This is a genomic window from Marinobacter sp. OP 3.4, from assembly GCF_036224885.1.
Classification (GTDB): Bacteria; Pseudomonadota; Gammaproteobacteria; order Pseudomonadales; family Oleiphilaceae; genus Marinobacter.
Genome location: NZ_JAVVLT010000112.1, coordinates 1 through 19,096 on the forward strand (window position 1 = coordinate 1; position 19,096 = coordinate 19,096).

General features: G+C 54.7%; 17 protein-coding genes and 2 pseudogenes. 8 read left to right on the forward strand and 11 right to left on the reverse strand.

The window, feature by feature from the left end; genetic code table 11:
* Positions 1-17: 17 nt before the first annotated feature.
* Positions 18-884, reverse strand: coding sequence for a DEAD/DEAH box helicase (locus RO069_RS18865; protein WP_328189609.1), 867 nt, complete (start codon positions 882-884; stop codon positions 18-20).
* Positions 881-1,432 carry a hypothetical protein gene (locus tag RO069_RS18870; RefSeq protein ID WP_328189610.1) on the reverse strand — a complete coding sequence of 184 codons (552 nt, stop codon included), beginning with the start codon at positions 1,430-1,432 and terminating at the stop codon, positions 881-883. Before RO069_RS18870 ends, RO069_RS18865 begins: the two co-directional genes overlap by 4 nt.
* Before the next feature lie 116 nt (positions 1,433-1,548).
* Between RO069_RS18870 and RO069_RS18875 the strand changes: the two genes are divergently transcribed.
* Together RO069_RS18875 and RO069_RS18880 are read left to right on the forward strand one after the other, a co-directional pair.
* On the forward strand, positions 1,549-1,773 hold the full coding sequence (locus RO069_RS18875) for a helix-turn-helix domain-containing protein (RefSeq protein WP_328189611.1): 225 nt from the start codon (positions 1,549-1,551) through the stop codon (positions 1,771-1,773).
* 178 nt (positions 1,774-1,951) lie between these two features.
* Positions 1,952-2,650: a pirin family protein gene (locus RO069_RS18880; RefSeq protein WP_328189612.1), complete on the forward strand. Its 699-nt coding sequence runs from the start codon at positions 1,952-1,954 to the stop codon at positions 2,648-2,650.
* Between the two features lie 134 nt (positions 2,651-2,784).
* Here RO069_RS18880 and RO069_RS18885 read toward each other — a convergent pair whose 3' ends face one another.
* From RO069_RS18885 to RO069_RS18915, 7 genes and pseudogenes are all read right to left on the reverse strand, one after another.
* On the reverse strand, positions 2,785-3,201 hold the full coding sequence (locus tag RO069_RS18885; RefSeq protein WP_328189613.1) for a hypothetical protein: 417 nt from the start codon (positions 3,199-3,201) through the stop codon (positions 2,785-2,787).
* A 13-nt stretch (positions 3,202-3,214) separates the two neighbouring features.
* Entirely contained in the window at positions 3,215-5,260 is a 2,046-nt protein-coding gene (locus tag RO069_RS18890; RefSeq protein ID WP_328189614.1) for a hypothetical protein, read from the reverse strand.
* A gap of 23 nt (positions 5,261-5,283) precedes the next feature.
* Positions 5,284-8,406 carry a hypothetical protein gene (locus tag RO069_RS18895; RefSeq protein WP_328189615.1) on the reverse strand — a complete coding sequence of 1,041 codons (3,123 nt, stop codon included), beginning with the start codon at positions 8,404-8,406 and terminating at the stop codon, positions 5,284-5,286.
* Entirely contained in the window at positions 8,406-9,908 is a 1,503-nt protein-coding gene (locus tag RO069_RS18900) for a hypothetical protein (RefSeq protein WP_328189616.1), read from the reverse strand. Before RO069_RS18900 ends, RO069_RS18895 begins: the two co-directional genes overlap by 1 nt.
* A 52-nt stretch (positions 9,909-9,960) precedes the next feature.
* Positions 9,961-10,182: pseudogene (locus tag RO069_RS18905) on the reverse strand (pirin family protein); the annotation flags it as partial.
* 144 nt (positions 10,183-10,326) lie between these two features.
* Complete coding sequence (speD, locus tag RO069_RS18910; protein ID WP_328189617.1) at positions 10,327-11,118, reverse strand: adenosylmethionine decarboxylase; 792 nt, start codon at positions 11,116-11,118, stop codon at positions 10,327-10,329.
* 250 nt (positions 11,119-11,368) lie between these two features.
* Positions 11,369-11,788 (reverse strand): OsmC family protein, encoded by a 420-nt coding sequence (locus tag RO069_RS18915; protein WP_328189619.1) that lies wholly within the window; start codon positions 11,786-11,788, stop codon positions 11,369-11,371.
* A gap of 306 nt (positions 11,789-12,094) precedes the next feature.
* On the opposite strand from RO069_RS18915, the gene crp reads away from it, so the two are divergent.
* On the forward strand, positions 12,095-12,736 hold the full coding sequence (crp, locus tag RO069_RS18920; protein WP_092015555.1) for a cAMP-activated global transcriptional regulator CRP: 642 nt from the start codon (positions 12,095-12,097) through the stop codon (positions 12,734-12,736).
* Positions 12,737-12,833: 97 nt separating this feature from the next.
* Positions 12,834-13,772: an alpha/beta fold hydrolase gene (locus RO069_RS18925; protein ID WP_328189620.1), complete on the forward strand. Its 939-nt coding sequence runs from the start codon at positions 12,834-12,836 to the stop codon at positions 13,770-13,772.
* A gap of 27 nt (positions 13,773-13,799) precedes the next feature.
* Here the strand turns inward: RO069_RS18925 and RO069_RS18930 are convergent, their stop codons facing one another.
* Both RO069_RS18930 and RO069_RS18935 read right to left on the reverse strand, forming a co-directional pair.
* Positions 13,800-14,540, reverse strand: coding sequence for a glutathione S-transferase family protein (locus tag RO069_RS18930; RefSeq protein ID WP_328189621.1), 741 nt, complete (start codon positions 14,538-14,540; stop codon positions 13,800-13,802).
* A gap of 8 nt (positions 14,541-14,548) precedes the next feature.
* Positions 14,549-15,328 (reverse strand): pseudouridine synthase, encoded by a 780-nt coding sequence (locus RO069_RS18935; protein ID WP_328189622.1) that lies wholly within the window; start codon positions 15,326-15,328, stop codon positions 14,549-14,551.
* A gap of 153 nt (positions 15,329-15,481) precedes the next feature.
* Here RO069_RS18935 and RO069_RS18940 point away from each other — a divergent pair.
* The 4 genes and pseudogenes from RO069_RS18940 to RO069_RS18955 all read left to right on the forward strand — a co-directional run.
* Positions 15,482-16,477 (forward strand): annotated as a pseudogene (locus RO069_RS18940) (tryptophan--tRNA ligase); the annotation flags it as partial.
* A gap of 86 nt (positions 16,478-16,563) precedes the next feature.
* On the forward strand, positions 16,564-17,661 hold the full coding sequence (locus RO069_RS18945; RefSeq protein ID WP_328189623.1) for a M14 family zinc carboxypeptidase: 1,098 nt from the start codon (positions 16,564-16,566) through the stop codon (positions 17,659-17,661).
* 25 nt (positions 17,662-17,686) lie between these two features.
* Complete coding sequence (locus RO069_RS18950) at positions 17,687-18,412, forward strand: alpha/beta fold hydrolase (RefSeq protein WP_328189624.1); 726 nt, start codon at positions 17,687-17,689, stop codon at positions 18,410-18,412.
* A 61-nt stretch (positions 18,413-18,473) separates the two neighbouring features.
* Positions 18,474-19,088 carry a glutathione S-transferase family protein gene (locus RO069_RS18955; RefSeq protein ID WP_328189625.1) on the forward strand — a complete coding sequence of 205 codons (615 nt, stop codon included), beginning with the start codon at positions 18,474-18,476 and terminating at the stop codon, positions 19,086-19,088.
* The last annotated feature ends 8 nt before the right edge of the window (positions 19,089-19,096 follow it).

A 19,096-nucleotide genomic window follows, 5' to 3' on the forward strand; every position in this document is an offset into this window, starting at 1 on the left:
GGTCCGGGTGGCAGGCTTCACGTGGAATGGGTGGCAACCTTCAGCGGTTTACGCACATGTGCCACTGTCGCAGCCACAACGAGGCCGGCAGCGGTAGGAACCTGCTTCCGGATCTCTAATAATTTTTTGGATGCTTCGGAGAGTGTCTGGTCGATCACTTCGTCCCGGAACAGAAAGTCAGGATAGGTAATATGACCCCCACTGATTGTTTCCCGGATGCTGGAGTAGGTTTTAAGGCCGAGTTCCGATGACCTTAGGCTGATTTCCCGATTATCAGTGAGCACGATTTTTGGGACTCGGCAAACGCCGTCGATAACCGCCCGCTCCAAACCGTATTCGTAATCGCAATGGAGCTCGCCGTCAGGCTGCGTGTAGCGAGAAAGTACGATTGGGTTGTCGTCACTCCTCCAAGGTGTTCCGGATAGCGCCATTGTGAGGGAGGCCTTTCCTTGAATCCTATCGAGAATTGTTCGCCCCCAACTGTTGCCAATTGTGAGTTCGTCCCAACTACTACCGGAGCAGTGATGAATCTCGTCCAAAACCACGAAGACTCTGTGCTCACTCAGTACTTGCCATAGCTCTCTGGGAAGCGTGTTCATCGACTGATAGGTGTAAGAACCCCCTGCGGCCCCAATCTGGCCATTAAAGCTTCGCCCAAGGATTTGGCTAAATGTCGAGGCGACGCTTTGCGACACTGTCCGTGAAGGGGAGAAGCATAGGACGAAATCAATGCTGCCGCGCGCCAGAAGAGCTTTCGCCACTGACGCTACCATGACGGTTTTGCCCGCCGCAGGTGTTGCATGACATAGAAAGTGGGTTTGATACTCAAAAGCTTGAAGAGCTTGATCGACGCACTCGCGCTGCCAAACGCGCAATTGGATCATGCGGGAAACCCAATTTTTGTGATGACCGACTCTACAGCACGAAGTTGACCTAGAAGCTTTGTGCTTCTCTCGCGAGACTCCAGGTACTGCGCCTTCACGGCGCTCCGAAGCGCCGGGTACTTGTGATATAGGCGCTGGTATTCCTCCGCTTCACCAATACTGGCAATCAGTTCGACCTTTCTTTTAGAAAGCTCCTCCTGCAACGCCCGCTGTGTAGCACCATCCATCGACGATTCAACGTGCTCAAATGCAGCCCTAAATGGAGAAGGCTTGGCTTCCAGGGAAATGTCTTGGTTGTTTGAACGATAGATAAACTTGCATCCCCGGCCAGTCGATCCCTCGTAGCGATCGATAACTTTTGCCTTTTCAAGGCGTAGAAGTTCTCTGTATATGTGCTTGCGAACTTGGTTGCGACTTGGCCGCTGAACTTCGGGTATTTGCAGAAGATACATATCCCGAATACTGGTATTGGAAAAAGGAGTATCAGGCTGCTGTCTTAGGAGTTCGATCAAGATCTTGTCGACGCTCAGTGGTTGCGATCTTTTCATAAGGCGGTCCGATTGGTCTCCAGGTCGATCTGGTCGACCTTCGAAAAATGGGTAGTATATGCCGTGGCCCGAAATGCCTCAAGAAACCATAGTCTTGTCTTTTGTGAGGGCAAGAAATGGGCTCACCGATTTGTGAGGCGTTTGGTCAAAATCTGAGAGCTATACGAAAATCAAAAGGCTTTTCGCAGGAGCGCTTAGCGCACGATGCTGGGATAGATCGGAGTTATGTTGGCAAGATCGAGAGAGGGCAGGCCAACATCACGCTCGAAAAAATTTATCTATTCGCTGGGCTGCTTGAATGCTCGCCAAAAGATTTGATACTGGACCTTAATCAGGTCTAGCAGCCATTTTATGGTTTCGTGGTAAGCAATGGGTGCGGCGTTTAAGGGTGCGCTTCTGACCCTAGATGATTTTCTCGAGTTGCCACTCTCGGAGGCTGCCATCGGCTTATTGGGCAGTGAACGAGGCTGACTCTGAGACATTGTACTAATCCCATTCCGGAAGACAGGAGGATCCAAAATGATCGAGCTTAGACCATATCGAGAACTGGGCGGTGCCCGGCATGGCTGGCTGGATACCCGCCACCATTTTTCGTTCGCTGAGTATTATGATCCCAAGCGTATGAACTGGGGGAATCTCCGAGTCTGGAATGATGACACCATCGCTCCAAACTCGGGGTTTCCCCGCCACCCACATCGCGACATGGAAATAATCACCTACGTTCGCAAGGGTGCAATCACACATCAAGACAGTCTCGGTAATCGGGGGCGCACTGAGGCAGGCGATGTGCAGGTTATGAGCGCGGGAACAGGCATCGCGCACAGCGAGCTCAATCAGGAGGACGAAACTACCCAAATCTTTCAGATCTGGATCATGCCTAATGAAACCGGCCTACCACCCACTTGGGGTACTAAGCCATTTCCAAAAGGCGAGCGTAGCGGATTTTTTGTCACTCTTGCCAGCGGCCTGCCCGACGATTCAGAAGCGTTGGCAATCCGCGCGAATGCTCGCCTGGTAGCCGCAACCTTGGAGGTGGGTCAGAGCACCGAATACCGTATTACCACCGGACGCAAGGTCTACTTAGTGCCGGCGAGAGGCCAAATCGAAGTGAATGGGGTGGTGGCTTCTGCAGGCGACGGGATTGCGATCAGCGATGAAGTGTTGCTGGAGGTCAGTGCTCAGCAGGACAGTGAAATCGTACTGGTGGACGTGGCCTAGGCAAAAGCCCAGCTTGCCGATTGTAAATATCTCTGCTCTCATAGCACGGTTTATTAGAATTTTCCGCCCGATGGTCTTCCGCTAAATAACCGATGAGAAATATGGAAGGGATTGATGAGCGACCGGCGCGGTGGCTAAAACTTAACTTCATCTTCGATCTTTATATCCATAACAGTGCCTAACTGAGGTACATCTATGCCAGCATTTCGAAGTTTTTTTGCCATCTCAAAGTTTAAATAAAGCAGTGACATATAGCGGGCTTTGACCCGATTGTTTTCATCTTTGAGGCGTTGCATTTTCTCGTTTAGACTTTTTATGCGTTCTTTTTCGGTTAGTGAGGACCGACGTCTCGAAGACTGTTTTTGGGCATTCTCGATAGCCTCTAACAGTGATTCAAAGCCAGGTCTATTCCGGATGCTACCCCTTGCTCGCCCAGCCTCCCTGGCTACATTGTCCTTATTAATGAGCGAGCCTTTCTTAATGCGTTCCGGCTCGCCTTGCTTTAGGCGCTGCAAGGCACCGAAATACTCAGATAGCGCTTTGCTTCCCATGGCTTGGTCCTTTTTAGTCAGTAAGTCGGGCTTTTATGAGTCTGAGCTTTTCGTTGCTAAATTTGTAGGAGAGGGAGTTTGGACTCATCTCCCGCATCGAGAACTCCAAACTAGCCGCAGCCTCCTCCAAAATATCGTCTTCGAAAACAGACTTGGCGCACCCAAGGCATGGGAAAGTCCAGTCGATGCCGTAGCTATCGCATGGGCCAGTCTCGTTCATGCACCCACCACCCGTAGGTAACGGGACGTATTTTCTTTTGCCTACTTCTATTTCCTTCTGAATGGCTCTGGCATCGTCCAGGAAATGGGGTAAGTTTCTGTCTTTCTCAGATTGAAAAGCCTTTCCCTGTCCTCCCAGCAGAGGACCGTGTGCCTTGATAACTTGCTCTTCAAAAGCAACAGAGTCATTCAGGTTTTTAGAGGCTCTAAAGTCACCGATGACCGTATGGCTTTCAGGAATGCGGCCATCCTCATTGACAATGAAGGACTCGGCAAATGCTGAGTTTTCGGCATACAGCGCTGTCATCATGAGTGTCAGATGTTTGAATTGCGTGGCTAACGATGGCAGAGAAACCATCCCTGAGCGCGAGGCATATACAGCAGCAGATCGCCTGCCCTGATGCGTAGAAAGTGGCCAAGGCTGGCCGATCTCAAATTCAGGTTCTTCGTCCCAATCTCGAAATGCATCGAAAACAACGAGCTCCTCAATGTCTGATCGTCTTATCTCGACATTTTTGAACGATTTGATGCTACTCGCGAGAACAATGGAGCGATATGCAATGGGGTATTCATAGTTCACAGGCGTAGCGCATTTTTTCCATTGGTTAGCGAGCCAGAGGGGGACTGTTTCATGCCGACTTGGAAATCGATCAGGGCTATTCCTAACCCAGTTTATTCTCACAATGGCCTGGGAGGCCTTAATGGCTTTCTTAGCGATTGGTGAAGTAACCCAAGGGAGCAATTTTGAAAAGTTGGATCTGGCTAGCTTCTTTGTGTGGGATAAGAGAACATCTACCTTTCCAAAATTAGGAATGTCGATGACCTGATGACAGTCAAAGGGCAAGACTTCTACCTCACTAGCACGCATGCCGGAGTAGAAGTGTATGAGAATCGCTGAGAATGCTTGCAATTGGCGAAGATGATTGGTGATGTTTTGTAGGTGTGCGTCAACTCCTTTCTTCTCAAGATAGCCATCAAGACCGAATCGTTTCAGCGTTTCTTTTCTCGATACGAGTCTGGATTTAGAGGTTGGTCCGGGGCTAGGCCTTCCGCTTCCAATAATGCGTGTTACAGCGTTGCGAGCACGTCCTATAGTATCACTGAATAGGTGGGGGTCTTCGTAGATCGCCTCAAAAAATTCCACAAACCTTTCCATGTGAGGAAGAGCGTCGTCCAGTTGCTTTTCCGTCTCCTCAAGGATTGTTGCCAGTATACGAGTTGGAACCAGCGGCGTTCTTTTACCGTTGTCCCGAATATATTTGTTTGCAATATTTAATCTTTTAACCCAGTCATCGTAGCTCTCATCTGGAACAATTTTCCATTTTGGTAGCTTTTCACATAAATCATCGTTTACCGCGCTGTGACAAACTCTTAAAACCTCCTTGATGTAAGGTGAAAGCCATTGGGCTTGCTCGGTTTCGTCGCAAATAGCAAACAAAAAAGAGGATTTGAGTGCTGCTTGAAACTTTGAATTCGAATGAGAATCGACTATCGAAACGTTACAGTGGTATGCGATTTTAGCAATTGCCTTAAGGGCTTTGATGTAACCGCTAAAGCTCACCATTTTCTTATCTTTTTTTCTGGCGATTCTTGGATTGAACATTCCAAGCCAGGTGATGGACTTTATCTCGTCGGTTATGACGCGCGAGAGCTGATCAAACTCTCCAGTTTGCCAAGTATTAAAGGTGTAAACCGATCTGGACCCGTAAGTGGTCAAGTCCCAGGTGTCATCTTCGAACTTGGATAGGATCTCACCATTTATTTTGCGCGAGACAACAAAATCACCAGGAATTAACCCACCTAAGTCTTCAAGGCGATCAGGCACGAACTCAGTGTTCAAGTTGCCTACCATAAAAAATGACATCAGCTGACCTCAATGGCATCAAGAAGGGAATTTACTTGGGCAAGCCAAAAAGGGTCCAAATCTCCTTTTTCGATCGATCTTGAAGACCGCTGAACAATATCTTTTGCTGCTTTGCTTCGTTTTTTGAATGCCTCAACAATCTCTTCAATTCGGGCGACTATTGGCAAAAATTTTTCACCGTGGATTTCAAGTGCCTGAGACCTTTGTATGCTTTGAAATTTAATGTATGCAGCCACTGATAGGATTCGGTGGATATCCTCGTAGTTGTTGAAGATGCCGAAGCTTTTGCAGAAAAAGCAGGCGAGCGGGGCTCCACATGTCAGTTCAGGTGCCCGGACTTCATCGATCCCATCTATATACCTTCGGTCGTCTTCTGTTTTAGCAACGCATTTACCTGTTAGGATTTTTTCGCCCGAACTTACGATGGGTGGCTTAACCTTTCCTGAAACCCGCAAGTTTGCCGAGGTCTTTAGAGCAGTAAAGAATTGCGAGAGTTGCTTGGCAGAGTCCTCAAACGTTTTGAAACCGTAGTGCTTTTGGATAGTGTTTGGTTTGTTGGAAACCATCTCGGCAACAAGGCCAACGTCGCCACCTGATATCTCTAACACTCTTTGTATCTTCGATTTTCGGGCCGTTCTTGACACTAAGCTCGGCCCGTTTTCAGGCCACGCCAACGAATCTTTTAGGGTTCGATCATCTAACTTGACCAATTTATTCTTGTTATTTCCTCGAAGGGGAACGTAGCAAAGGCCAAATTTTGGAGCATCCTGGTCGCAGTAACTGGACATCCATTCTCTGAGGCGAATCATCTGTCGCCAATCTTTCTGGAATGCGCTGGGCACGGTAACTTTTTGTAGCTCATTTTTTGCGCGCCCTTTAAATGCGATCATACGGTTTGCACCGTCCTCTTTTGGTAGAAGGCTTTTCTGACAATCAATACCTGAGAGATGGTCAGCATTGCATCCAGAGGCAAACATAAGCATGTAGCCAAAATGTTTGATAGCTCGGTTTGCAAAATGCCTTATCGTCCCTTCGCTTAGTTGGAAATTGTCAACGACCAACACTCTTTGCGATGCTCTGTAGTTTTCTCTCTGGTTTGCGTCGAAGCAGATTCCCTGGGCTTTGGTTTTGCGAGCTACTGATTGGATATCATCGTCGAAGCCAGCTTCAGAAAATGCGACGTTTCGCCAATTCTTCTTCGCGCCTCTTGCTCCATATTTTGTGTAGCTCGTGACATTGTGATTGAAAGCTACAAAATCTTCGTATCCAAGATCACTGAGTTGGATTTTGAGTGGGGCGGCAGCTGCATGATCGCTTAGCACTAGTTGGCTATATCCCCAAAAAAAACGACTATGTAGGTGATATGCGGTCTTTGCGTCATTTTCAGTTAATCGTGGCTGCGGGAGGTCTTGGGCATTCCTCGTTAATTGCGTTGCCCACGTTCTAACGGTGTAAAGAGGCACGTTTGTTGATAGTTTAATGAGATCGGCCATTGCCTCTTGCTTATGGCAGGCAGTGCCCAAGCCAAAGCCCTTTTTGTCTCCGACCTGAGACAATCGCGCCATGTGAAGAAGATACTGAGTAAAATCTGCGTAAAGTCGTTTGGCATCATCTACGCTGTGCAAGTCCTCGCCGCGCCCTTTTGCGTCGATCCAGTCCATGATGGAGACTATTCTATAAGCGCGATAAGGAACGAGGGCTCCGTTTATGGCAAGCCTTATAAGGCGAGCCATAAGTTTGCATCTTTTTGGGCATAGACTTGCTGGATTGACCCGTCGAGCAAATGCAGAGGAAGGAGAAACATCCGGTATCAGACTGGCCCGATCTAAATAACAAAACTTGTATGCATGGATTTTATAGCTCGGTTGCAAAGGGTAGTTTACAACAGCTTGTTCGGGCACAACGTCATTGGGGGCCTTGTCCTCTGAGTCACCGATTAATTCATAAGTTTCCACCTCTACATAAGCATTATCCAGATTCGAATATTCGATCTGCAAAGTAATTTTAGGAGCCCATTCCTCGATTTCTGAGGCTGGTATGTCGTTGCTCAGGCTCAAGATATAGCGCATTTCTGCTTGCCACTTTACAGCCTGCCCGAGAGATAGGGCATTGTCCGAGATGGCGTCTTTTAGGTGAGCGGTAAAATCTTGATAAAGAGGTTGTGATCGTGATTTTTCGTAGAGATCACTGTCTCGTTTAGCTCTGTCAATCCAGTCAAATAGAACGCAAACCGTGTTGGATTTATCGAGGCTTTTCGAGCTAGTTAACATGTCCTTCACCCAGCGTAAGACGAGTCGGCATCTTTGCTTGGAAATGGACGACAACCGAACTCTTACTTGGGCTTGATTGCTGCGACCACGGCCTACAGAGGTTAAGGATGCGCGATCCAAGTAGCAAAATTTGAAGGCATTTATACTGCCGCTGTACGTTGGTTTAAATGCGACGCGAGTATTTTCTGGCGTAATTTCACTGTCTTGTGGTATGCCGTAATCTACAGATAATTCAATTGGCTCAACCGTATCAAACTGCGCATACCACGGATCAAAATTTGAACGACTCAGAATGGTCGCCCATTTTCTGGTTTCCCGGCGACTGATCCCTATGGAGTATTCAATGATTGATTGCATGCCGCGTTGTAGGTTTCCAGCATGAATCAGATTTATGCCATCGACTGAGTTTAGATCTCCTTCTTTCTCTTTCACTAATTGAATGAGATGACTTGTATACTGCCGATACAGGCGTTTTGCGTCTTCTTCGACAAATAGAATATTTTTGAGTTTATTTTGGTCGATCCATGTTAATGCTTGACCTATGTGAATAGCCCTATTAATGTTGCATTTTCCGCGTACCATCTCTTGAATCCATGTGGCCACCAAATCTCTTCGTTTAGGGCACAGAGATTCTGTGATCACTAAGAAGTTCCTAGTTTTTTCGTGCGGAAGCTTCCCATTCGAAAGTGCTTCGCGTTCCAAATAACAATACTGGAATGCTGGAAAGGTACGTTCAGATTTTGGCCATATCACGACGGTACTTTCGGGGTTTTTAGGCTTTTCGGCTTCGGTGTCTGACGCTGCCAATACTTCTTCGGTTTGGATTGGTTTAAGTTGGCTAAGGCCCGACATTAAGCCTCCCGTCGATTGTTTATTTCTAGCCAAGCGGCATAACTGTCTTCGGTGGTATCCATTCTATCTTTGTTTGAGTCAAAGGAGAGGTAAGCATGGGTAGTGCTGGTATCGGCGTGCCCCATACGGGCAGATAGATCGCTTACAACTTTGCTCGGAGGATGCCCTGCATCGATAAAGTGTCTGACGAAATTCATTCCATAAGTTGCGCGGGTGTCATGAAAACGAAAATCTTTAAAGCTGGGGTGCTTTTGCCGGATCTTGTCAGCGAGTCTTTTCGTAAGATTATTAAGTGCTCGACCTCTCACAACTGGAAAATCAATGCGGTTTGCGGCTGCAATGCGGCTGCTAAATTCGGGGTTTTCACGGTCTGAAATCTCGACCTTACTAGTGTAATAAGGTGTTCCTTCTTGTGTGAGGAATATGTAATTTCGATCTGAATCCCCATAAAAGCTTTTATCGCGGCGTTTTTTGGCTTCGATGGAATTGGAATAATTAAGAAGCATTTTGGCTACAAGCCGTGGAATGTGGAGGCGGTAATGATTGAGATCGCCTTTATTTTTCACGTCGATTTCAGTCCCTGCACCAACTTTTAATTTCAACTCTTGTCCTGACTGCTTCTCCAAGAGATTTTTAATGTGGTGGATCCTCAGAGTACCAAGAGTTTGTTTTCGGGCTCCTGTGGTAAACGCAAATATCATCATTAACTCAAACGCCCGATTGCCGTAACCTTCGAGTGCGATCGTAATCATTCGTTGTTCTTCGGGTTCAAGGGGCCTGAGCTTCCCCCCATCATTTAGATGTTCTGTATCTGCATCAGGGTCGCGCTTGGGGATTTTTATAGCCAAATCTGTTGTTAGGACTTCTTTTATTCGTACGAGTCCTTTCTGGTTGACGTAAGGGATGCCAGCGACCGTTTGCTCGTAAGGAGGGTTGGGAAGCCTGGAGGCATCTATCAGCTTTCCGTTTATCAAGCCTCTATAAAAGTTAACGACCACACCCATACGGGTTTTGGCCACTCCGAGTGAAAAAGGAGGTGGCGTTTTCCGCATCTGCCTCATTAAATACCGGCGATATGAGTAAGTGACGCGCTCATGAGGATCATCAGGAAACGTGAATTCGTTGATGTTGTTCCCCGCAGCTTGGTTGTGTTCCAGCCATCTCAGAAAGGCCAGCAGGTGAACTGCGTGAGTTTCAATAGTCTCAACGGTAACCAGATCGAATTTTGCCCTTTCTGCCATCTCATGCATCAAATAGAGATTGCCGGTATCCCAAGGGTCGCCGTTTCCACGGAATAGCATGGGGAAGTTTCGAATGATTCCATCTTCTTTTAGCCCCGTCAGCGAGTAGGGGTCTTGAAAACGGTATGGCGAGAATACGGCGAGGTTTTCTGACTCGTAACGAACTCTTCTTGGAATGAAGACTCTAATCTTCGACCAATAGGCGGTTGAGTTGAGGGGCTCTTTTGAAAAGTTCCCTGCCTTCACGGGCTGGTCATCCATGCAGTGTATGTACACACAATATTGCGTGCACTGGTGTATGTCAACTCGGTGCGTGTACCGTAATCATGTAGGTGACCGTTTCGAAGCCCCGGTGGGGGTGGGACGGAAAACCCGCCAGGTAGTCCTGGGGCTGGTCGGAACCGAATTCGTCCAGCATCAGGAACGGGTCCAAGCGTACCATCTGGGTCTGGCCCAGGGAGCGACGGATGCGCACGCCCGCGCCATCCGAGGTTTCCCGGGAAGGAATAACGCGCTTGATGAGTCGTTGGGTCATGATAGCCTCCGTCGTCCGGTTGGTGTTGTCCCTATTAGATGACGACGGGGCCGGGGATGAAACCGGAAAATTCCGGCGGCACCATTCAGAAAAACTGAACAACCTTCAGGCGGAACGCCGGTCCTTCCCTGGACCGGCGAGGAGTCACTCCACGTTGCGGGAGTAGAAGATTTCCAGCATTTCCCGCTTCAGGCGTTCCTCGATGGAGGCCGCTTCCTCTTCACCCAGGTCCTGGGCATTGACGCCAAACACGTAATTATCCAGATCGAAATTCTTGAGCATCATCTTGGTGTGGAACAGGTTCTCCTGGTACACATTGACGTCAATCATCTGGTAGGCGTTGCGGGTGTCCTCGGTCAGGTAGTTCTGGATCGAGTTGATGTCGTGGTCGATGTAGTGCTTGGTGCCGTCCACATCACGGGTGAAGCCCCGCACCCGGTAATCCACAGTGACCACATCGGAATCGAAACTGTGGATCAGGTAGTTCAGTACCTTCAACGGTGAGATCAGGCCACAGGTGGATACATCGATGTCCGCCCGGAAGGTGCTTATGCCCTCATACGGGTGACTCTCCGGGTAGGTGTGCACGGTCACATGGCTCTTGTCCAGATGGGCGACGATGGCATCCGGCAGCGGGCCCGGGGATTCCTCGTTGTCCGCCTGGTCACCGGTCAGTTCGTGCTCGGCAATCAGCATGGTCACCGAGGCACCATGTGGCTCGTAGTCCTGGCGGGCGATGTTGAGCACGTTGGCGCCGATGATCTTCACCACATCCGTCAGAATCTGGGTCAGCCGCTCGGCATTGTACATCTCGTCGATGTAGTCGATGTACGCTGTCCGCTGCTCTTCCGTCTGTGCGTAACAGATGTCGTAGATGTTGAAGCTCAGGGATTTGGTCAGGTTGTTGAAACCGTGCAGCTGGAGTTTCGGTTCCATGTTCAGCCCCTCCGGATGATGGAGTCGAATAGTTGCAGACACGTCAACATGTCACGGTCCGGTCTGCCGAGGCCGCCACAGAATGCAGGGCTGGTTGTACAGCATTTGCGCAGACCGGCGGAGAAGGGTGCGTATTATGCACACCGCTCCGTCGATTGAATAGAGGTTTTGTCACCATTCTAGCAGCGTCGCACGGACTGTCCGGCCGACACCGGAAACGCCAACGGCCAACAGCCCCCATTCCGGGGCGTCAGGCCTCGCGGATCTCGTGGCTGTGGGTGATCTCGACGCCGGCCTGCTCCAGCATGATGGAGGCGGAGCAGTATTTCTCCGCCGACAGGCTGACGGCCCGTTTCACCAGGTTTTCCTTGAGGTTGTGGCCGGTCACCACGAAATGGAGGTGGATCTTCGTGAACACGGCGGGAATGGCGTCGGCCCGTTCCGCCGCCAGCTCGGCGTGGCACGCCGTGACGTCCTGGCGACTCTTCTGCAGAATGCTCATGACATCGAAAGACGAGCAGCCACCCAGGCCCATCAGCAGCATTTCCATGGGGCGTGGGCCACGATCCTCGCCCCCATGATCGGGGGGGCCGTCCATCTGTACCTGATGGCCACTGCCGCTGGTGGCCTTGAAGCTGGCTTTACCGGTCCAGTCAATGGTTGCTTTCATGCGGTTGTTCCGTTGTGTAAATTAGGAGAGCTACTAAATAGTTGCCAAGGGCAAGCATGCTAGCATAATGCGTCAATAAGCTGTGAAGTGGGTCTCTATTGAGACGTGAGTTATAGACGACTTTGTAGGCACAGCTTAAGATCGTGAGTCGTAGTATTGTTTCGTCTAAAAAAACGACATACCTGAACCGGTATGCGGATGGAGCCCTTGTGGTTCCGTCATAACAATAAATCACCTGCGGGAAGGCAGGTCTCTCATCAAAAAACGTCCACGGATGGCGACAGTTGAGGAGGCACGACACTTACCATGGCTACTATCGTCCGGCCTGTTGAGCAGAAAACCAAGCATCTGGACTATTTCCTGTCCCAATGCCACCGCCGTCGCTATCCGGCCAAGAGCACCATCATCTATGCCGGTGACAAGAGCGACTCCCTGTTCTTTATTGTCAAAGGTTCCGTCACCGTTATCATCGAGGATGAAGACGGTCGCGAAATGATCATGGCCTACCTGAACGCCGGGGACTTCTTCGGGGAAATGGGGCTGTTTGACAACATGGACTCCCGCAGCGCCTGGGTGAAGGCAAAAACGGAATGCGAGGTGGCGGAAATCAGCTACACCAAGTTCCGGGAGATCGCCCAGCAGGATCCAAGGGTGCTCTACTTTATCGGTGAGCAGATGGCCACCCGCCTGCGCCAGACCACCCGCAAGGTGGGCGACCTGGCCTTCCTGGATGTCACCGGTCGCGTTGCCCGTACCCTGCTGGATCTGTGCAAGGAACCGGACGCCATGACCCATCCCGACGGCATGCAGATCAAGATTACCCGCCAGGAAATCGGCCGCATCGTTGGCTGTTCCCGGGAAATGGTCGGTCGCGTGCTCAAGACCCTGGAAGAACAGGGCCTGGTGCAGGTGAAGGGCAAGACCATGGTAGTCTACGGTACACGCTAGCCGATTGTTCCCGCAGGGACATGGGTGTTCCCACCGGCCCGCCGGATAATCCCATGGGCCAGCCGGGGGATCAGGCTGGCCGGAGTCAGAGGATGATATGAAAAAGGGCCACCTGGCCTGGCCGGTCCTGCTGCTTGTGCTGCTGGCCAGCTGTTCCCGCTATGACCTGTATAACTGGATCATCCACCAGGAGCGTGATCAGGCTGGCCTTGAGCCGGCGATGCTTGAACTGGGTGATCTCTCCATTTCCTACCTCCGCAACCAGTCGCCGGCGAGCGGGCGCACCCTGCTGATGGTCCACGGCTTTGGCGGCAACAAGGACAACTGGACCCGGATGGCCGCCCACCTTCCGGACGGCTACCGGCTGCTGATTCCCGACCTGCCCGGTCATGGCGACAGCAGCGTCGCCTCCCCGGATGATTACACCGTTGAGGCCCAGGCCGCCACCCTGGTGGCCTTCCTTGATGAGTTGGGCGTCGAGAAGGTGGACATGGCCGGCAATTCCATGGGCGGGGGCATTACGGTGTACTTTGCCAGCCGCTACCCGGAGCGGGTCACTTCCATTGCCCTGTTCGACCCCGCCGGCTCCAACCGGTATCCATCGCAACTGGACAAGGCTCTGGCCGAGGGTAACAACCCCCTGGTGGTGAAGGAATCCGGTGATATGGATAACCTGCTGGATTTTGTCCTGGAAAAGCGTCCGTTCATACCCTGGCCTCTGGAGTCGGTGATGGAGGAAAAGGCCATTGCCCGACAGCAGACCAACGAGGCCATCTTCCAGGCCATCCTGTCATCCAGCGAGCACCTTGCCCTGGACCGGATTCTGTCCGCCATCAAGGCTCCCGCGCTGATCGTTTGGGGTAAACAGGATCGGGTCCTGGCGCCGGAGAATGCCGAGGTGTTCGCGCAGGGCATTCCCGACGCCCGGGTGGAGCTGCTGGAGGGAGTCGGCCATGTGCCCATGGTGGAGGTGCCGGAACGTTCCGCCGAGTTATGGCACGGTTTCCTGCAGCAACATCCCCGGGGGGCGCTATAAGTCAGCGAATCAACCGGACACGGGGCGCTAACGATGGGTCCGGTAGAGCTCCGCCATGGGCGCCAGCAGGTCCTCGTTACGCTGGTTCCAGGCTCGCAGGTCCGGTGGCAGACGTTGTGGCCTGGGCCAGGGCACCGGATACCGGGAGGGCATGAATAGCGGGGAGAGCAGGGCACCGGCCGTCAGGTCCGCCCGGCTGAAGGTATCCCCGGCCAGGAAGCGGCCGTCCCGGTAGATGGCGGTGATCTCCTCCAGCAGCGTTTCAATAACGTCCCGGGACCGGGCCGCAGTCTTTTCATTGATGGCCATCGTCTCCCGCATGATTTCCTCCACCCGGCTGAAGCCCAGCCGCAGCAGGTACTGGTTCCAGAAGGGGGTCTTCGCCGCCAGCAGGGGCGCCACCACTTTCGGGCGCTGTAGCAGGTGGTGGTAGGCAAAGGTCCGTACCGCCGGGCCGGCCTCGTCGTCCAGCCGTTTCTCCCAGGCCAGGGCCGAGGCCCTGGCATTGGGCGCCTCCGGTAACAGCGGCTTGTCCGGAAAGACCGCGTCCAGGTGATCAAGGATCGCCCCCGAGCCTTGCACCACCCGGCCATTGTCCACCAGTACCGGCACCGAAGTGGTTTTCTGGCCGGTCAGGCCGCGGATGGTCTTGGCATGCATGCCCGGTAGCAGGAATACCGGTTCATAGGACACACCCTTGTAGTCCAGGGCCCAGCGGACCTTTTCGGAAAAGTGGGAGATGGCAAACTGGTAGAGTTGCACGGGCATGGTCCGGGTTACTCCTGCTGGGTGGTGTGGGTCTGGGTGGCGGTGCTTTCATCATAGCAGCCCTCCGGCCACCATCCGAATGCCTGGCAGACCCGCCGCCAGCCGTCCGGCAGCGGTGCCTGGAGGCTGAGGTTCCCGCCGCTGACCGGGTGCGGCAGGGTCAGGCGGCTGGCATGGAGGTACAGCCGACTCTCGCCAAACCGGTCAGCAAAGGTCCGGTTATGTGGCCCCTTGCCATAGCTGCTGTCTCCGATGATGGGATGGCTGATGTGCTTCAGATGCCGGCGAAGCTGGTGGCGGCGCCCCGTGGCCGGTCGGCAGCGGACCAGGGCATAGCGACTGGTGGGGTAGCGCTTGTCCACCGGCCAGTCCACGGTCACCGTGGCCAGACGGTGGTACAGGGTCAGGGCGGACTGGGCTGCGCCATCCAGGGTACGTCGTGAACGGCGGTCATCTTTCAGGGTCAGGGGGTGGCGGATGATGCCCCCCAGGGGAGGATGGCCCCGCACGATGGCCAGGTAATCCTTGCTCACGCGCCGCTCCTCGAAGGCCGTGGCCAGGGTTCGGGCGATGTCCGGCGACAGGGCAAACACCAGCAGGCCGGAGGTGGGCCGGTCCAGCCGGTGCACCGGGTACACCCATTGCCCGAGCTGGTCCCGCAGTATCATCATGGCGGAGCGGGTTTCCCGGCGGTCGATCTCGCTGGGGTGCACCAGCAGGTTGGCGGGCTTGTCCACGACCACCAGGTGTTCGTCCCGGTAGATCAGTGGCAGGGTTTCCTGGGTCATAGGGTTACAGCGACTGGAATGGGGCGTTCATGATACCGGCTTGCCGTTCCCGCGCCTATCCACCCGGGCGCGATCAATCCGTTTGCCGGCTGGCGCCGGTTTGGGTATGGTTCAGCTTTATTTTTGACCTCTTCCCGGAATGATGTAATCACCATGAGCAAGACACGAGTACTGACGGGTATCACCACCACGGGCATCCCCCACCTGGGCAACTACGCCGGGGCCATCCGCCCGGCCATTCGCGCCAGCCAGGACCCGGACACCGAGTCCTTTTTGTTCCTGGCGGACTACCACGCCCTGATCAAGTGCCAGGAGCCGGCTCGGGTGCAGGAATCCGTGCGCGCCATCGCCGCCACCTGGCTGGCCTGTGGCCTGGATCCGGAGCGGGTCACCTTCTACCGTCAGACCGATGTACCGGAGATCACCGAGCTGAGCTGGGTGCTCACCACCGTGACCGCCAAGGGCCTGATGAACCGGGCCCACGCCTACAAGGCGGCGGTGCAGGAGAACGAGGAAGCCGAGGGCGCGGACCCGGACCGGGGCATCACCATGGGCCTGTTCTGCTACCCGATCCTGATGGCGGCGGACATCCTCATGTTCAACGGCGAGAAGATCCCCGTGGGCCGGGACCAGACCCAGCACATCGAAATGGCCCGGGACATCGGCCAGCGCTTCAACTACCTGTTCGGCGATACCTTCACCCTGCCGGAGGCGGTGATCGAGGAATCCGGCATGGTGCTGCCCGGGCTGGATGGCCGCAAGATGTCCAAGAGTTACAACAACACCATCCCGCTGTTCGAGGGCGAGAAGAAGTTCCGCAAGCTGATCAACAAGATCAAGACCAACCTGCTGGAACCGGGGGAGCCCAAGGACCCGGACGATTCCGCCCTGTTCGATATCTATTCCGCCTTCGCCACCCCGGCCCAGGTGGAGGCCATGCGCCAGGAATACGCCAACGGCATCGCCTGGGGCGAGATGAAGAAGCGGCTGTTCGAGTTCCTGAACGAGGAACTGGCGCCCATGCGGGAGGAATATAATACCCTGATGGAAGACCCGGCCCAGCTCGACCGCATCCTCCAGCGAGGCGCCGAGAAGGCCCGGGACTACGCCACGCCGCTGATGGCGGATGTTCGCCGCAAGGTGGGTATCGGTCCCATCGCCGGTTGAGCCGGGGGTCATCAAACTGTCGTAAACATCGGTCAGGCTGAGGTGTTGTATCAGCCAGGGAACCCAACATGGCCGAACTCAAGAGCATCACGCCCCACATCTCCGTAGCGGCGGAGCAGGCCGGCCGCGACAGTGGCCAGCGCCGCCAGCTGCGCACCTTCATCCCCGAGATGGTCCAGCTTGAACGGTTGCTGGCGGACGCGCCGGAATCCGTCCAGAGCCGGGTGCTGACGCGGATCCCGGTCAAGGGCATGTCGGTGCCCATCTACCGCACGGACATCGGCTCACGGGCCAGCGATGCCCCGGTGGTGCTGCTGGTTGGGGGTGTCCACGGCCTGGAGCGGATCGGTGCCCAGGTGGTGATTGCCTGGCTGGACAGCCTCATCGCCCGGTTACGGTGGGACGATCACCTGAACGCGCTGCTGGAGAAAGTCCGCATCGTGGCGCTGCCGATCATGAACCCCGGCGGCATGTTCCTGAACCAGCGGGCCAACCCCGCCGGTGTCGACCTGATGCGCAATGCCCCGATCCTGGCCCAGGGGGACAGCACCTTCCTGCTGGGTGGCCAGCGCTTGTCCCCCAGGCTGCCCTGGTACACCGGCGAGCCGGAGCAGGGCATGGAGCCGGAAAACCTGGCGCTGAAGTCGGTGATCGACGAGTTGTTACCCAACAGCCGTTTCAGCCTGGCCCTGGACTGCCACTCCGGGTTCGGCTGGCAGGACCAGATATGGTTCCCCTACGCATACCGCCGCCGGCCCATGCGGCGCATCGACTCGGTGATGGCCCTCAAGCTGCTCTGGGAGCAGGCCTACCCCAACCACAACTATGTGTTCGAACCGCAATCCGCCCATTACCTGACCCATGGCGACCTGTGGGATTACTTCTACAAGCAGGTCAACAAGGCGGGCAAGGGGACCTTTATTCCCCTGACTCTGGAGATGGGGTCCTGGCGCTGGCTCAGGAAACGTCCCCGGCAACTGTTCCGCCTGGACGGGTTTTTCAACCCCCTGGCGCCCCACCGACACCAGCGGGTGTTGCGTACCCACCTGCTGCTGATGGACTTCCTGGTGCAGGCGGCGGTCAGCCACGAGAACTGGCTGCCGGCCGGTGACCAGGCCCGTATGCTGCGGGAGGCTGCCATCATGCACTGGTACCGGGAGGCATGATGACCGGGATACCGTGGCTGGCGTCATGAACTGGATACTGCTCCGTGGCCTGATCCGGGAGCGGGCCCATTGGGGCGACCTGGACCGTCGACTGGCCCTGGGCTTTCCCCAGCACCGTTTCCACTGCATCGACCTGCCGGGGACCGGAACCCGCTTCCGGGACGGCTCGCCGGGCACCATTAGCGGCATACGTGAGCGGGTCCAGCAGTACGCGGCCCATATTCCCGGGCCGGTGGGACTACTGGGCCTGTCCATGGGCGGCATGGTGGCCCTGGACTGGGCCCAGGCGGAACCGGAGCGGGTGGCCGGCCTGCTGCTGATCAACACCAGCAGCGGCTTCAGTCCTCCCTGGCATCGCATGCGGCCAGCCGCCTTCAGCCGGGCCCTGTCGGTGGCCCTGAGGCCGGATATGGAGGGCCGTGAACGCCGGATCCTGCAACTGACCTCCAACCGTCCGGTGCCGCCGGCCCTGGAAAACCGGTGGTTCCTGATCCAGCGACAGCGACCGGTCACCCGCCGCACCGCCCTGGCCCAGTGGAAGGCGGCTGCGGCCTACCGGCCACGCCCCGAGGCGCCGCCGGCCCAAACGCTGCTGCTGGCCAGTACCGGCGACCGTATCGTGCACTGGCATTGCAGCCGCACGCTGGCCCGGCGCTGGCACTGGCCGCTACGGGTCCATCCGGACGCCGGCCACGACCTGCCACTGGACGCCCCGGACTGGGTACTGACCCAGTTCGAAGCGGTTGCTTGACGCAACCACCGTTGCGCGCCAGTCTGTTGTCCTGCGATTGACCCCAACAAGGTGTACAACAATGAAAATCTACGAAACCAGTACTGCCCCCAATCCCCGTCGCGTCCGCATGTTCCTGGCCGAGAAGGGCCTGCTGGACAAGGTGGAGTTCGTGCAGGTGGACCTCCAGAAAGGCGAGAACCTGACCCCCGAGTACCAGGCCATGAACCCCATGAAGAAGGTGCCGGTGATGCAGTTGGACGACGGCAACTGCGTGGCGGAAACCATGGCCATCTGTCTGTACTTCGAGCAGATGTACCCGGAAAAACCGCTGATGGGCACCACGCCCCTGGAGAAGGCCCAGCTCGAGCAGTGGCAACGGTGGCTGGACTATTATTTCTTCATGCCCACCGGTATGTGCTTCCAGCACACCACCGGCTACTTCAAGGATCGTATGAATCCCATCAAGGAGTGGGGTGAGGAAGCCGGGCGCCAGGTGGCGGATTTCCTCGTCTTCCTGGACAGGCACCTGGAAGGCCGGGAATTCATCTATGGCGACAACGTCACCGCCGCCGATATCACCGCGTTCTGTACCGTGGATTTCGCCCGGGTGGTGAAGATCCGTATCGCCCCCGAGCAGACGAACCTGCAGGCCTGGTACGATCGTATGAAAGAACGCCCCTCGGCAAAAGCGTAAAAAGGACA

What these genes read in the sequence shown, in the direction of transcription:
- RO069_RS18935 (WP_328189622.1), bottom strand. Translation starts at nt 15,328, where the DNA reads ATGACCCAGGAAACCCTGCCACTGATCTACCGGGACGAACACCTGGTG.
- RO069_RS18930 (WP_328189621.1), bottom strand. Translation starts at nt 14,540, where the DNA reads ATGCCCGTGCAACTCTACCAGTTTGCCATCTCCCACTTTTCCGAAAAG.
- RO069_RS18950 (WP_328189624.1), top strand. Translation starts at nt 17,687, where the DNA reads ATGAACTGGATACTGCTCCGTGGCCTGATCCGGGAGCGGGCCCATTGG.
- RO069_RS18870 (WP_328189610.1), bottom strand. Translation starts at nt 1,432, where the DNA reads ATGAAAAGATCGCAACCACTGAGCGTCGACAAGATCTTGATCGAACTC.
- RO069_RS18895 (WP_328189615.1), bottom strand. Translation starts at nt 8,406, where the DNA reads ATGTCGGGCCTTAGCCAACTTAAACCAATCCAAACCGAAGAAGTATTG.
- speD (WP_328189617.1), bottom strand. Translation starts at nt 11,118, where the DNA reads ATGGAACCGAAACTCCAGCTGCACGGTTTCAACAACCTGACCAAATCC.
- RO069_RS18875 (WP_328189611.1), top strand. Translation starts at nt 1,549, where the DNA reads ATGGGCTCACCGATTTGTGAGGCGTTTGGTCAAAATCTGAGAGCTATA.
- RO069_RS18885 (WP_328189613.1), bottom strand. Translation starts at nt 3,201, where the DNA reads ATGGGAAGCAAAGCGCTATCTGAGTATTTCGGTGCCTTGCAGCGCCTA.
- RO069_RS18880 (WP_328189612.1), top strand. Translation starts at nt 1,952, where the DNA reads ATGATCGAGCTTAGACCATATCGAGAACTGGGCGGTGCCCGGCATGGC.
- RO069_RS18945 (WP_328189623.1), top strand. Translation starts at nt 16,564, where the DNA reads ATGGCCGAACTCAAGAGCATCACGCCCCACATCTCCGTAGCGGCGGAG.
- RO069_RS18865 (WP_328189609.1), bottom strand. Translation starts at nt 884, where the DNA reads ATGATCCAATTGCGCGTTTGGCAGCGCGAGTGCGTCGATCAAGCTCTT.
- crp (WP_092015555.1), top strand. Translation starts at nt 12,095, where the DNA reads ATGGCTACTATCGTCCGGCCTGTTGAGCAGAAAACCAAGCATCTGGAC.
- RO069_RS18915 (WP_328189619.1), bottom strand. Translation starts at nt 11,788, where the DNA reads ATGAAAGCAACCATTGACTGGACCGGTAAAGCCAGCTTCAAGGCCACC.
- RO069_RS18925 (WP_328189620.1), top strand. Translation starts at nt 12,834, where the DNA reads ATGAAAAAGGGCCACCTGGCCTGGCCGGTCCTGCTGCTTGTGCTGCTG.
- RO069_RS18955 (WP_328189625.1), top strand. Translation starts at nt 18,474, where the DNA reads ATGAAAATCTACGAAACCAGTACTGCCCCCAATCCCCGTCGCGTCCGC.
- RO069_RS18900 (WP_328189616.1), bottom strand. Translation starts at nt 9,908, where the DNA reads ATGGATGACCAGCCCGTGAAGGCAGGGAACTTTTCAAAAGAGCCCCTC.